The sequence below is a fragment of the Methylosinus sp. KRF6 genome (assembly GCF_018887255.1).
Taxonomy (GTDB): Bacteria; Pseudomonadota; Alphaproteobacteria; order Rhizobiales; family Beijerinckiaceae; genus Methylosinus; species Methylosinus sporium.
In genome coordinates this window covers 3,504,525-3,518,164 of sequence record NZ_JAHLJF010000001.1, presented here as the reverse complement: position 1 = coordinate 3,518,164, position 13,640 = coordinate 3,504,525, and the positions used below count along the sequence as shown (strand labels likewise).

The following is a 13,640-nucleotide window of genomic DNA, read 5'->3' as shown; positions in this document are numbered from 1 at the left end:
ATAGCGTCCACATTGCGGCGAAGGCGGCGCCTATCGGCGCGGCGACAGCAGGAAATCGACGCCGCTCCCGCTTTCGCCCTCCGGCGCGCCTTTGGCGACCGGCTTGCCGCTCTCGCCGGCGACGGAGAGCCGCCCACGCTCGACGCCCATGCGGCCGAGATAATCGACGACGCGGGCGGCGCGGTCGCGCGCCTGCTCCCGCGCGGCCCGATCGCCGCTCTCGGCGCGCACCCGCACGTCCACATCGGTCTGCGGACAGCGTTGCAGCAGGCCCACCGCTTTGTCCAACGCGCCGGTCGCGCCGCGCTGGACGCCGCCGCGCCGGCTGAAGCGCACCGGCTCGCCGGCCAGCGCCGCGGCCACGGCCTTCTGGCAGGACGGAAGATCGAGCTCTCCGCTCGCCGGAATGGCGGCCTTCGGCTCCGCCTCCGCTAAGGCCGGAGTGGCGGGCCGCGCTTGTTCGGAAGGCTTGCCCGACGCGGAAGGCTCGCCGGGCGCGGAAGGCCTACCGGGCTCCGCCGATTTGGGAGTTTCCGGAGATCGGGAAGGTTCGGAGGTCCGCTCGTCCGCGAAGGGCCGCACGAGCTCCGGGGCGGCCGCCGAAGGAGTCGAAGGCGCGGGCTTCACCCCTCCCCGCGCCGGCTCCTTGGACCTGGCGGCGCCGCCATCCCGCGCTGACGGAGCGTTCGGCGGCGGGCCGTTTTGCGGGGCCTCCGCCGGGCCGGCGGCGCCATTCGGCCCGCGCTCGGGCGCCTCGCTTTCGCGGGCCGCGCGTCGGGCAATGGCGGCGTTCTCGTAATTCTTGGCGGCCGCGCCCGTCAGAGCGTCCACTTCGGCGATTCCCCGCACGCCGGGAATATGCGCGATCTCCTCCGCCGCAGCGGCGCGGTTCGGCGCATCGCGGGGCAAGAGGACATCGCGGCCGGCGACGTCGACATAGGCGGGATCGCCGCCGATTTTCTCGATCGCGCTCGCCGCCTTGCGCCGCAAATCCTGCTCCGTCGAGCGGCCGGCCAGAAAGCCGGCGCCGAGCCAGATCAGCGCCAGCGGGACGAGGCCGAGCGCCCAGCCCTCATTGTCGCGCAGAGAATGCCGGCCGAGCAGCGCGCCGGCCGCCGCGCCGGCGAGAAAGGCGGGAAACAGCAGCAGCGCCGTCTCGAGCCAGAAGCCCGAGCGCCCGGGCAGGAGGCCGAGCGCAGCGACGGGAACGCCCGCCGCGAAAGCGAGAACGAACCACACCAGCCAGCCGGCGACCGGCCCGCGCTCGGAGCGCCGCGCGATGGAGAGCGCCGTCGCGACTCCGACCGCGAAGGCCGAGGCGCCCCAGGCCCAAAAATGCATGAGGAGATAGGTCATGGCGTTCGCATGGTCCGGCCGACGCGGCGAGATTGCGTCACGGCCCTATCTTTGGCAAGGCTCGGGCTTTCATCGGGAGACACGCGTGACGCGGACATTTTCGCTTCCCCTTCTGCTCGTCGCGCGCCTGGCCGGCGCGCCGGCCGCAGCGCTCGAGGCGGGCGGCGCGACACAGGGGCCCGTCCTTCCCGTGGAGCGGACGCCCTTCCATGTCCCGGCCTTCCGCAATGACGCGGTCTCCATGTTGAATGTGTGGCTGCCGCCGCATCGCGTCGCGCCCTATCACGAGCATTCGCGCGACTTCGCTTACGTGGTGGTGCGCGAGAGCCCGACCCTCGTCCAGAATTGGGGCGACGCCGCGCCGACGTCGATCATTTGGCCGCGCGGCGCGGTGGGCTTCGGCGCTTTTTCCAAACAGAGCCTCACTCACCGAGCCGAAAATGTCGGCGATATGCCGCTGAGCATCGTCGGCTTCGAGCTTTTGGAGCCGGCGCCGAAAGGCCGCGCGCCCTCGGAAAGTCCCGCCGGCTTTACGCAGATCATCGACAATGAGCGCCTGCGCGGATGGCGCCTCGCGCTGAAGCCCGGAGAGATCACGCCCGCCTTCACGCAACGCGCGCCCGGCGTGCGGATCGTGGTGGAGGGAGGCGAGCTGATCGAGACGGATGCCGATGGCGACGGGCAGAACATGGCCTTGCAGCCGGGCGATTTCCAATGGCGCGACGCCGGCCCCGCCCGCGCGCTGCGCAACGCCGGCGCGACGACGATAGAGTTGGTGGAATTCGAGGTGAAGTGACGGTTCAGAATTACCGCGTAAACCGCAGCGCCGCGAACAAGAGCCCGCCGACAGCGAGCTGCGTCACCACCATCCAGCGCAGGATTTCGACCTTCAGATTGGCCGAGCTCGTGTCGATCTTGGATTCGAGCCGGTCCATGTCGGACCTGATCTTTGTTTCGAGCCGGTCGATGTCGGATTTCGATGCAACTCCGTCGCGCGAGGCGACATCCAGCGCCTCGGCGTGAGCGCGCGCCTCCTTCTCGTCGACGCCGGCTTCCCGCAGGCGATCGACATAGGCGAGGCGGTCGAAAACGAAGGCGGCGGAACTCATGCGCGAAAGATAGGCTCGCGTCGATGAGAAGGCAAATTATTCGCCGCGGAGAACGGCCGGAGCCGCCCTCACACCCGCATCGGCATCAGCACATAGAGCGCGCTCGCGCCGTCGCGGTCCTGGATCAGCGTCGGCGAGCCGGGATCGGCGAGGCGGAACAGCGCCGTGTCGCTGTCGAGCTGATCGGCTATGTCCAGCAGATAGCGGGAGTTGAAGCCGATATCGATCGGCGGGCCGTCATAATCGGCCTCGATCTCCTCCACCGCCGAGCCCTGATCCGGATTGGTGACGGAGAGAACCAGCCTGCCTTCCGAAAGCGCCAGCTTCACGGCGCGGCCGCGCTCCGACGAAATGGTCGAGACGCGGTCCACCGCCTCACGGAACACGCCGCGCTCGACGGTGAGGCGCTTGTCGTTATTGGCCGGAATGACGCGGCCATAATCGGGGAAAGTGCCGTCGATGAGCTTGGTCGTCAGCACGGTCTCGCCGAAGGAGAAGCGCATCTTATTGGTGGAGAGCTCGATCGCCACCGCGCCCTCGGCGTCCTCGACGAGGCGCAGAATCTCATTCACCGCCTTGCGCGGCAGGATTACGCCCGGCATTCCGGCGGAGCCGGCCGGCGCCGGCAGCTCGACGCGGGCGAGGCGATGGCCGTCGGTGGCCACGGCGCGCAGCAGCTGATGGCCCTCGACCTCGGCCACATGCAGGAAGATGCCGTTGAGATAATAGCGCGTCTCCTCGCTGGAGATGGCGAATTGCGTCTTCAATATCAGCTTCTTGAGGTCCGCCGGCGGCAGCGAGAAGCTGTGCGAGAACTCGCCCGAGGTGACGTCGGGGAAATCGCTCTCCGGCAGGCTCTGCAGATTGAAGCGCGAGCGGCCCGAGCGCAGCGTGAGCTGACCCTGCTCGCCGCTTCCCTCGATCGAGACCTGCGCGCCCTCCGGCAGCTTGCGGACAATATCATAAAGAGTATGGGCGGGCAGCGTCGTCGCGCTCGGCTGGCCGATGTCGGCGGGGACTTTCTCGGTGATCTCGAGATCGAGATCGGTCGCCTTGAGCATCAGCGTCCCGGCGGAGGCGTCGATGAGCACATTGGCGAGGATCGGAATGGTCGTGCGCCGTTCCACCACTCTATGAACATGGCCGAGGGCGCGCAGCAGCGCCGCTCTCTCGATGGTGACTTTCATTGCGCTCGATCCGTGACGCTGTTTTTCGCTCCAAGGGCGAGACTTTCGCAAGCCGCAACGAATAGCGCAAGAGCCGCAAGGGGATCGGCCGGAGCCTGTGCATAAGTTCCTATCGCGACGAAGAGTAGCGGCCTCCTTGCTTAACCGGCCCTTAAATCGACAGCATTAATGCTAGTGTCGGCGTCGGCCATGCGCTTCCATGCCGCGGCGCGACGGAACCCGAGGCGGCGGACAAAAATGGCGCGCGAGAAGCAACGTCGCGAACCACGTTTCGACGGCGACGGGGGCGGCGATCTACGCGCCGACCCGCGAGAGGATCGCATGGCGAAACCCAAACGCAAAGGCAAGAGCGCACCGGGCAAGAGCGCGCCGCCGCCAGAGGACGACGACGCGCCGCCGCAACGCTCCCCCAAAAAAGCCAAAAAGGGCGGCCGCTTCGGCCTCGGCGGGCTCGTCTATTGGGGCGCCGTGCTCTCCATCTGGGGCGCGATCGGCGTCGGCGGCCTGTTCATCTATCATGCGGCGCAGCTTCCGCCGATCGACACTTTGGCGGTGCCCAAAAGGCCGCCCAATATCGCCATTCTGGCTGCCAATGGGGAATTGCTGGCCAATCGCGGCGACACGGGCGGAGCCGCGGTGCGCCTGCGCGATCTGCCGCCCTATCTGCCCAAGGCCTTCGTCGCCATAGAAGATCGCCGCTTCTATTCCCATTGGGGCGTCGATCCGATCGGCATCGCCCGCGCGCTGACGCGCAACCTCACCGGGCGCGGCGGAATGCAGGGCGGCTCGACGCTCACCCAGCAGCTCGCCAAGAATTTGTTCCTGACCCAGGAGCGCACCCTCTCACGCAAGATGCAGGAGGCGATCCTCGCCCTCTGGCTCGAGCACAAATATTCCAAAGACCAGATTCTCGAGCTCTACCTCAACCGCGTCTATTTCGGCTCCGGCGCCTATGGCGTGGAGGCGGCGGCGCAGCGCTATTTCGGCCATGGCGCCGCCCAGGTGACGCTCGCGGAGGCGGCCGTGCTCGCCGGGCTGATGAAGGCGCCGAGCAAGCTCGCGCCCGACCGCAACCCGGAAGGGGCGACCGAACGCGCGGCGCAGGTCGTCACCGCAATGGCGCAGGAAGGCCATATCACCGAGGCCATGGCGAAGCTCGCGCTCGGCCGGCCGGCCTTGGCGCGACGGGAGCGCGGCGCCGGCTCCATCAATTACGCCGCCGATTATGTGATGGACATGCTCGACGACACGATCGGCGCCATCGACCAGGACATTGTGGTCACGACGACGCTCGATCGAAGGCTCCAGGAAGTGGGCGAGAAGTCCATCGCCGAGGAGCTCGACAAGAAGGGCGAGAAATTCGGCGTCAGCCAGGGCGCGCTGGTGGCGCTCGATCCCAACGGCGCCATTCGCGCTCTCGTCGGCGGCCGCAATTACGCCGAGAGCCAATTCGACCGCGCTGTCTCCGCCAAAAGGCAGCCGGGCTCGGCCTTCAAGCCTTTCGTCTATCTCGCCGGGCTCGAGCATGGCTTGACGCCGGACACGGTGCGCGAGGACGGGCCGATCAATGTCAAAGGCTGGCAGCCGGAGAATTACAGCCGTGAATATTTCGGCCCGGTCACGCTCACCAAGGCGCTGGCGCTGTCGCTCAACACAGTGGCGGTGCGCGTCGGCCTCGAGGCCGGGCCGAAGGCCGTGGTCAAGATCGCGCATCGGCTCGGCGTCGCCTCCGAGTTGCAGCCCAACGCCTCCATCGCGCTCGGCACTTCGGAGGTGACGCCGCTGGAGCTGGTGACGGCCTATGCGCCCTTCGCCAATGGCGGCGTCGGCGTGCAGCCGCATATCATCGTCAAGGTGCGCACCGCCGGCGGCAAGCAGATCTACGCGCGCAGAGGCTCGAGCAATGGCCGTGTGATCGAGCCGCAATATGTGGCGATGATGAACACGATGATGGAGGAGACTCTCTCCACGGGCACGGCGCGCAAGGCGGAGCTGCCCGGCTGGCGCGCCGCCGGCAAGACCGGCACCAGTCAGGATTTCCGCGACGCCTGGTTCGTCGGCTATACGCCGCATCTCGTCGCCGGCGTCTGGCTCGGCAATGACGACAATTCGCCCACCAAGAAAGTCTCGGGCGGCAATCTGCCGGTCGAGGTCTGGAGCCGCTTCATGAAAGCGGCGCATCAGGGCGTGCCGGTCGCGGCCCTGCCCTCCGGCTCCTGGCGCTCGGCCGCGGCGCCGGCGGACAGCCTCTCGCCCATCGCGCCGCTGCTCGATTTTTTCTCCTCCGATCCAGAGCCGGACGCCCCGCCGCCGCGGCCCTCGCGCCGCCGTCAGGTCCGCGACGAGGACGAGGATGTCGCGCCCGGTTCGGTTCATGGGCTCGAGGCGCTGATGCCGCCCGCCGACATTCCGAGCCAGACGCCCCGCCCGCGGCGCGGCCCGTCGCGGGAGGAAAAGAATATTTTCGAGAAATTATTCGGCGGTTGAGACCGCCGAACGACCGTTTCGTTTTCCTTCAAATTGTGAGACGCGCGGCATGACAATTGCGAAGCTCGGGGCGAGAACCTGTCCCGCATGTCGCTTTTGTCGCAAAAGCGGCGTGCATTTCGCAAAGTGGAGAAAGCGATATGAGACTGGCGGAGGCTTTTGCTTCGGCGACGCTCGATGATGTCAAGGCGGCGCTCGACGGCGGCAAACTGGTTCTGTATTCGACCGGACGTCCGATCGGACCGGACCATAAGATCACCCGCAGCGAGGTGATGGCGACCTTCACCTTCCAGTCTCCCGCTTTCGGGCCGGATGGCGCCGACGGCGCCGCCGCCCCGCTGTTCGCCGAGTCGTCGGTCATCGCCACCGGCATCGGCACGCCCGGCTGGGCGCGCCTCTCCAAGGCCGACGGCACGCCGGTCGTCGATCTCTCGGTCGGTCCCGGCAATACGGAAATCAAGCTGGCGAGCGTTTCCGCCACCAAGGATTTCCCCATCGCCATCACGGCGCTGAAGTTCCAGCCGGCCGAGTCCGTCGAGTGGAACAAGACCGAATTCGGCCATGCGTTCATGACGAACCACGAGAACCCCTTCCGCAAGGTCTCCGTTCGCGGCTGATCTTCTAGCCCTCGCTTCGACGAGTCTCCAGCCGAACCGGCCTCCGCTTCGGCTGGAGACACTCTAAAGCCAGCGACGCCGCCACGCCCAGCCGCGTCGTTCTCGCACGGTCCAGCGACGCATTCCCGGCGTCCGCGGACCGCGCGTTTCATTTGGCGATTTCGGCGAGCCAGCGCGCGATGAAGCGTCGGCTGCGTTCCTGCAGGCCAGGCGCTTTGGCCGCGGCCACGGCGCGCAGCCCCGCGATGGAGACGCCGGCGGATGAAAGCTCCGCCGTATGGCCGATGAACCAGCGCTCGAGGCTGTCCTTCTCCGCTTCCGGATGGAATTGCAGCGCGAGACCGCGCCGCCCCATCGCAAAGGCTTGATGCGGATAGAGCGCCGAAGACGCGAGCAGCGTCGCCTCCTCTGGAAGATCGAAAGTGTCGCCGTGCCAGTGCAGCACATCCGCCTCGGGCTCGACGAGCGCGGCGAGCGCGCTGTCGCGCCCCGCCTCCGTCAGCGTGATCGGCGCAAAGCCGATTTCCTTGCCGGCGCCGCCCGGATAGACACGGGCCCCGAGCGCCGCGGCCATGAGCTGGCAGCCGAGACAAACGCCCAAAGTCGGCGCGTCGCGCCCGAGCCGCGCGCGAAGCAGCGCCACCTCCTGCGCCAAAAAAGGATAGTCCTCGGTCTGATAGACGCCGATCGGCCCGCCGAGCACGATGAGAAGATCGGCCTCGGCCGCCTCGGCGGGGATATTCTGCATCCCCGCCTCGACATAATGGATCCGATAACCCGCCTCGGCGAGCGGCTCGGCGAAACTGCCGAGATCCTCGAAGGCGATATGACGTATGACGAGCGCGGTCTTCATCGTTCCCCCGCTGGGCGATTCCGGACGGCGCAGTCTATGCCGACGTCCATCACGCAAAAAGGCCCAGCGATGAGAATCGAGGGGAGCCAGCGCGGCTCAGTCGGCGGTGATGACGACCTCCGGATAGACGTCGTTCTCCTCGCGGTCGAGACCGTCTTCCTCGGCGATGGTCACGCCCGTGACGCAGACTTCATTGTCGTCTATGACCACCTCGACCTTCTCGAGCTGAGCGCCGACGCAGGGACCGTCGTTGCAGACGCCGGTCGGAATGTCGAATTGCGCGCCATGCTTGCCGCACAGCAGGAAGCGCTGCGTCGGGTCCAGGAAGGACTTCGGCTCGAAGTCGAGACGGCTGCCCTGGTGCGGGCAGCGGTTGACATAGCCGTAATATTTGCCGACGTGACGCACGATGACGACCGGGAAGGGCACGGTCTTGCCCTCGTCATTGACGCGGGCCAGCACATAGCCGACGGCCCGGCGTTTTGCGACATCGTTCACATGGCAAACGGCGAAGATTTCGCGTGTCGGCTCTTCCATACCGTTCCTCCTCGGAATCGCTACAAAGTCCGGAAGGGTGAAGCAATCTCGGCGCCGGTCAGCTCCCGTCGGTGAGCCGTTTGACGGCTTCTCCGTCGCCGCCGCGCTTCACATAGCCCGCAGCTATGTCCGCCACGGCGATATGGAGCGCCTTTTCGCTCAATACATCCAACCGCCCCTCCAGAAATTTGATTCTCGCCGTCAGCTCGGCCTCGGCCGTGATCCGCTCACGTTCTATGCGGTCGATCTTGTCGCTTTGCCGCTCGAGCAGGCGTTTGAATTCGTCGAGCGATTCCTTGGTGTATCGACGCAACTCGTCGAACTGCACCGTCGTCGTCACGATTTCCTTGTAGAGCTCCGCCAGCCGCGCCGCGAGCTGCGCCAGAGTATCCTTCGTGCCTCCGAACAAAGCGGGCAGCTCCGTAAAATAAAACCGACTGAAAAAACTTTAGAATTTTTTCGCCCAGGCTCCGTAACCGCGCAATTCCGAGCCATAATCCCGCATCGATTTCGACAGTCTTTGCGCTTCAGCCGACATCGTCTGAATATCGTCCTCGAGCGGTCTTATCGACTCGACTCCATCGGCCATCGAGCGGATGAAATCCACGATCGGACGAAAAAGGCGCTCCAGCCCGTCGCCGGCCGTTCCCGCTTTCGCGCTTTGGTCTGTCTGTGGCTCGATCATGATCTTGTTTCGATCCAACAGCGAATCGCTCATGAAAACCTCCATTGGCCTCGACCATAGGAGCCGCGCCGCAGCGCGTCACGAGCAGAGCTTAGCCGATTTTCGTCCACCCGTCAGCCTCAATGGAGGCTGACGGTCTGCAGCTGCTGCTGCCAGGCGTTGGCGAGGGCCCCCTCTTCCGTGTCGGCGAGGACGATCGGCGTGCCATCCGCGCCGAGCAGCGCGAAAAGCGTCAGGCCGGGCTCTATGGCCGGGGCCTGAGGGTAGAGCCGCTTGACATCCTCCGAGCGCATCGTCCGCACATAGGCGATCGCTCCATCGCCCAAATGCGCGAACTGCTCGGGGGTCAGCAGGGGGATTCTTCTCTCGGTCGCGGTCTTGCCTTCCATCTCACACTCCTCGGCGGTCGTATCGACCCGCCCGGCGGACGCCTACACGCGTAGCACGGGAGATATCTGTGCATTGCGGCGCCCGATTTTCAGGGGCGCCGCCGGAATTTTCGTGGAACCGTCACAAATCGAGCACGAGCCGCGCCGGGTCCTCGAGCTGCTCCTTGACCCGCACCAGGAAGGTGACCGCCTCTTTGCCGTCCACGATGCGATGATCATAGGAAAGCGCGAGATACATCATGGGACGAATCTCGATCTTGCCTGCGACGACGACCGGCCGCTCCTCGATCTTGTGCATCCCCAATATGCCCGATTGCGGGGCGTTGAGAATAGGCGTCGACATCAGCGAGCCGTAGATGCCGCCATTGGAGATGGTGAAGGTGCCGCCGGTCAGATCTTCGAGATCGAGCTTGCCTTCGCGCGCCTTGCGCCCGAAATCGCCGATCGCCTTCTCGATTTCGGCGACGCTCATGCGATCGGCGTCGCGCACCACCGGCACGACGAGGCCTTTGTCCGTGCCCACGGCCACGCCTATGTGGCAATAGTGCTTGTAGATGACGTCGGAACCGTCGATCTCGGCGTTGACGGCCGGCACTTCCTCCAGCGCCTTGCAGCAGGCTTTCACAAAGAAGCCCATGAAGCCGAGCTTCACCTGATGCTTCTTCTCGAACAGCTCCTTGTAGCGATTGCGCAGCGCCATCACCGACGACATGTCGACCTCGTTGAAGGTCGTCAGCATCGCGGCGTTGGATTGCGCCTCTTTCAACCGCTTGGCGATGGTCTGACGCAGGCGCGACATGCGCACGCGCTCCTCGCGCTCGGCGTCGGCCGGCGGGGCGGTCGGGCGCGGCGCCGGCGGGGCGATCGCCGGCTCGGGCGCAGCGGGGGCGGGTCGCGCCGCGAGAGCGAGAACATCGCCCTTCAGCACCTGACCCTGCTTGCCGGAGCCGACGATCCCGGACAGATCGACGCCTTGCTCCTTCGCGATCTTGGCGGCGGACGGCGCCGGCGGACGGGAGGGCGCTTCGGCGGCGGGGGCCGCGCTCGACGCGGCAGGCGGCGGCGCGACGATCGACGCCGCAGGCGCCGGACGCGGCGCGCCGGCGGCGCCCTCGGCGATCTGCCCGAGCAGCGCGCCGGGCGTGACCGTCTCGCCATCCTTGGCGACGACATCGGTCAGCACGCCGGCGGCGGGGGCGTTGACTTCGAGCGTCACCTTGTCGGTCTCGAGCTCGACCAGCGCCTCATCGGCCGCGACCGTGTCGCCGGGCTTTTTGAACCAACGGCCGATCGTCGCCTCGCTCACCGACTCGCCCAGGGTCGGAACGCGAATTTCCGTCATGATCACTCCGCCGCCAGAGAAATGCGCGCCGCGAAAGCCTCGTCGAGGAAAGCCCGCAGCTGCGCCTGATGCTTGGACATTGTGCCCGCCGCCGTGGAGGCCGAAGCCGGCCGGCCGATATAGCGGGCGCGTTTGCTCTTGCCGCCGACCTGCGTCAGCACCCATTCGAGATAGGGCTCGACGAAGAACCATGCTCCCATGTTCTTGGGCTCTTCCTGGCACCAGAAGACGTCGGCGTTCTTGAAGCGCGACATCATCGTCACCAGCCCCTTCAGCGGGAAGGGATAGAGCTGCTCGACGCGCAAGAGATACACATCGTCGACGCCGCGCGATTCGCGCTCCTCGAGCAGATCGTAATAGACCTTGCCGGAGCACAGAATCACGCGCGCGATCTTGTCGTCGGGCGCGAGGCGGAGCTTGTCCGAGGGATGCAATTCCGCGTCATCGGAGATGAAGCGATGGAACATCGTTCCCTCGCCCATTTCCTCGAGCCGCGAGACACAGCGCTTGTGACGCAGCAGCGATTTCGGCGACATCAGCACCAAGGGCTTGCGAATGTCGCGATGCAATTGCCGGCGCAGAATATGGAAGTAATTGGCTGGCGTCGTGCAATTGGCGACTTGCAGATTATCTTCCGCGCAGAGCTGCAGATAACGCTCGAGGCGCGCGGAAGAATGCTCCGGCCCCTGCCCCTCATAGCCATGCGGCAGCAGGCAGACGAGGCCCGACATGCGCAGCCATTTGCGCTCGCCCGCGGAAAGAAACTGATCGAAGACCACCTGCGCGCCATTGGCGAAATCGCCGAATTGCGCCTCCCATAGAACGAGCGAGCGCGGCTCGGCGAGCGAATAGCCATATTCGAAGCCGAGCACCGCCTCTTCCGAGAGCATCGAATTGATGACCTCGAAACGCCCCTGCCCGACGCCGACATGGTCGAGCGGCAGATAGCGGGATTCGTCCTCCTGATCGATCAGCACGGAATGGCGCTGCGAGAATGTGCCGCGCTCGCTGTCCTGGCCGGAGAGGCGGACATTGTAGCCTTCCGCCAGCAGCGAGCCGAAGGCCAGCGCCTCCGCCGTCGCCCAATCTATGCCGGCGCCGCTCGAGATCGCCGTGCGGCGCGCGTCGAGGAAGCGCTGAATGGTGCGGTGAATGTGGAAATTCTCCGGGACCGTGGTCAGCTCCATGCCGATGCGGCGCAGAGATTCCACCGGCACGCCGGTCTTGCCACGCCGCTCGTCCTCGGAGGATTGATAGCCCGGCTTCACGCCCGCCCAGCGTCCGTCGAGCCAATCCGCCTTATTGGGCTTATAGGATTGCGACGCCTCCATCTCCTGCTCGAGCCGCTGGCGCCATTCGTTCTTGATCGCGTCGACATCCTCGCGCGTCAGCAGCCCTTCGGCGATCAGCTTCTCGCTATAGAGCTCCAGCGTCGTCTTATGCGCGCGGATTTTCTTATACATCAGCGGCTGGGTGAAGGCCGGCTCGTCGCCCTCATTGTGGCCGAAGCGGCGATAGCACCACATGTCGATGACGACGGGCTTTTGGAACTGCTGCCGAAACTCCGTCGCGATGCGCGCGGCGTAGACCACCGCTTCGGGATCGTCGCCATTCACATGGAAGATCGGCGCCTCGACCGTCTTCGCCACATCCGAAGGATAGGGCGAGGAGCGCGAGTAGCGCGGATAGGTGGTGAAGCCGATCTGATTATTGATGATGAAATGGACCGAGCCGCCGGTGCGATGGCCCTTGAGCCCCGAAAGGCCGAAGCATTCCGCGACGACGCCCTGGCCCGCGAAAGCCGCGTCGCCATGAATGAGCAGCGGCATCACCACGCGCCGCTCGGTCTCCGTGCAGCGATATTGATCCTGCTTGGCGCGCGCCTTGCCGAGCACCACCGGATCGACGATCTCGAGATGCGACGGATTGGCGGTCAGCGAAAGATGCACCTTGTTGTTGTCGAACTCGCGATCGGACGAAGCGCCCAAATGATATTTGACGTCGCCCGAGCCTTCGACCTCGTCCGGCAGAAAAGAGCCGCCCTTGAATTCGTGGAACAGAGCGCGATGCGGCTTGGCCATCACCTGGCAGAGGATATTCAGCCTGCCGCGATGCGCCATGCCGAGCACGATCTCCTTCGCGCCGAGCGCGCCGCCGCGCTTGATGATCTGCTCCATCGCCGGCACGATGGCCTCCGAGCCGTCGAGGCCGAAGCGCTTGGTGCCGGTATATTTGACGTCCAGAAATTTCTCGAAGCCCTCCGCCTCGACCAGCTTGCGCAAAATCGCCTTCTTGCCTTCCTCGGTGAAGACGATCTCCTTCTTCGGACCTTCGATGCGCGCTTGAATCCAGGCCTTCTCCTCCGGATTGGAGATATGCATGAACTCATAGCCGATGGGCCCGCAATAGGTGCGGCGCAGGATCGCCACCATCTCGAAGACGCTGGCGTATTTCATGCCCATCACGCCGTCGATGAAGATCTTGCGATCATAATCCTCATCGGTGAAGCCATAGGTCTCGGGATGCAGTTCGCCATGGTCGTGGCGCTGCTCGAGGCCGAGCGGATCGAGATCGGCGTGCAAATGGCCGCGCATACGATAGGCGCGGATCATCATCAGCGCGCGCACGCTGTCGCGCGCGGCGCGTTGAATCTCCTCGTCCAGAGGCGCGCGCTCCGCCGGCGCGCCCTTGCCGGGCGCCGCAGCGGCGGTCTTGGCGCTCTCGCGCGCGACGCCGCCGAGCGCCGCGACGAGATCGTCGGCGGGCGTCGCCGGCCAGCCGGGACGCGACCAGGACGGACCGCTCGCCGCCGGCGCGGCTTCCGCGCCGAGGCTCGCGAAATAGTCGCGCCAAGCCGGGCCGACCGCGGAGGGGTCGGCCTCATAGGCCGCGAGCAGATGTTCGAGGTAACGCGCGTCGACGCTCTGCAGAAGCGAGTTCTGCGCAGAAGCATTCGCACGCGGCGAGGGCTGCCGGTCGCCGCCCGCCGATCCGCCATTCGTCTCGAGACGCGCCATTCTGTTCAGTCTCCCGAGCGCAGGACTTTCTCGAAGTTGAGCGAAATCATTTTGACAATTC

Annotated in this window: 13 protein-coding genes; 3 read left to right on the top strand and 10 right to left on the bottom strand. The window is 65.8% G+C overall.

The window, feature by feature from the left end:
• Positions 1-30: 30 nt before the first annotated feature.
• Positions 31-1,356 carry a hypothetical protein gene (locus tag KP010_RS16615; protein WP_216281222.1) on the bottom strand — a complete coding sequence of 442 codons (1,326 nt, stop codon included), beginning with the start codon at positions 1,354-1,356 and terminating at the stop codon, positions 31-33.
• On the opposite strand from KP010_RS16615, the gene KP010_RS16610 reads away from it, so the two are divergent.
• On the top strand, positions 1,355-2,152 hold the full coding sequence (locus tag KP010_RS16610) for a hypothetical protein (protein ID WP_142862229.1): 798 nt from the start codon (positions 1,355-1,357) through the stop codon (positions 2,150-2,152). The two genes, KP010_RS16615 and KP010_RS16610, sit on opposite strands and share 2 nt — an antisense overlap.
• Positions 2,153-2,162: 10 nt before the next feature.
• Here KP010_RS16610 and KP010_RS16605 read toward each other — a convergent pair whose 3' ends face one another.
• Both KP010_RS16605 and dnaN read right to left on the bottom strand, forming a co-directional pair.
• Positions 2,163-2,465, bottom strand: coding sequence for a hypothetical protein (locus KP010_RS16605; protein WP_142862228.1), 303 nt, complete (start codon positions 2,463-2,465; stop codon positions 2,163-2,165).
• Positions 2,466-2,533: 68 nt separating this feature from the next.
• Positions 2,534-3,652, bottom strand: coding sequence for a DNA polymerase III subunit beta (dnaN, locus tag KP010_RS16600; RefSeq protein ID WP_142862227.1), 1,119 nt, complete (start codon positions 3,650-3,652; stop codon positions 2,534-2,536).
• Positions 3,653-3,889: 237 nt separating this feature from the next.
• On the opposite strand from dnaN, the gene KP010_RS16595 reads away from it, so the two are divergent.
• Together KP010_RS16595 and KP010_RS16590 are read left to right on the top strand one after the other, a co-directional pair.
• Positions 3,890-6,139 (top strand): transglycosylase domain-containing protein, encoded by a 2,250-nt coding sequence (locus KP010_RS16595; RefSeq protein ID WP_142862226.1) that lies wholly within the window; start codon positions 3,890-3,892, stop codon positions 6,137-6,139.
• A gap of 140 nt (positions 6,140-6,279) precedes the next feature.
• Positions 6,280-6,756 (top strand): hypothetical protein, encoded by a 477-nt coding sequence (locus KP010_RS16590; protein WP_142862225.1) that lies wholly within the window; start codon positions 6,280-6,282, stop codon positions 6,754-6,756.
• A gap of 148 nt (positions 6,757-6,904) precedes the next feature.
• On the opposite strand, the gene KP010_RS16585 is transcribed toward KP010_RS16590, so the two are convergent.
• From KP010_RS16585 to KP010_RS16555, 7 genes are all read right to left on the bottom strand, one after another.
• Positions 6,905-7,609, bottom strand: a complete 705-nt coding sequence (locus tag KP010_RS16585; protein ID WP_142862224.1) for a glutamine amidotransferase — start codon at positions 7,607-7,609, stop codon at positions 6,905-6,907.
• A gap of 96 nt (positions 7,610-7,705) precedes the next feature.
• The gene (locus KP010_RS16580) at positions 7,706-8,146 is read right to left on the bottom strand and encodes a Rieske (2Fe-2S) protein (RefSeq protein ID WP_108916872.1); all 441 of its coding nucleotides are present in this window, start codon (positions 8,144-8,146) and stop codon (positions 7,706-7,708) included.
• Positions 8,147-8,204: 58 nt separating this feature from the next.
• Entirely contained in the window at positions 8,205-8,555 is a 351-nt protein-coding gene (locus tag KP010_RS16575) for a hypothetical protein (protein WP_108916873.1), read from the bottom strand.
• Positions 8,556-8,594: 39 nt separating this feature from the next.
• Entirely contained in the window at positions 8,595-8,864 is a 270-nt protein-coding gene (locus tag KP010_RS16570) for a hypothetical protein (protein WP_142862223.1), read from the bottom strand.
• A gap of 86 nt (positions 8,865-8,950) precedes the next feature.
• The gene (locus tag KP010_RS16565) at positions 8,951-9,220 is read right to left on the bottom strand and encodes a DUF1150 domain-containing protein (protein ID WP_108916875.1); all 270 of its coding nucleotides are present in this window, start codon (positions 9,218-9,220) and stop codon (positions 8,951-8,953) included.
• A 121-nt stretch (positions 9,221-9,341) separates the two neighbouring features.
• Entirely contained in the window at positions 9,342-10,562 is a 1,221-nt protein-coding gene (gene odhB, locus KP010_RS16560; protein ID WP_142862222.1) for a 2-oxoglutarate dehydrogenase complex dihydrolipoyllysine-residue succinyltransferase, read from the bottom strand.
• 2 nt (positions 10,563-10,564) lie between these two features.
• Entirely contained in the window at positions 10,565-13,579 is a 3,015-nt protein-coding gene (locus KP010_RS16555) for a 2-oxoglutarate dehydrogenase E1 component (protein WP_142862221.1), read from the bottom strand.
• Positions 13,580-13,640: the final 61 nt, after the last annotated feature.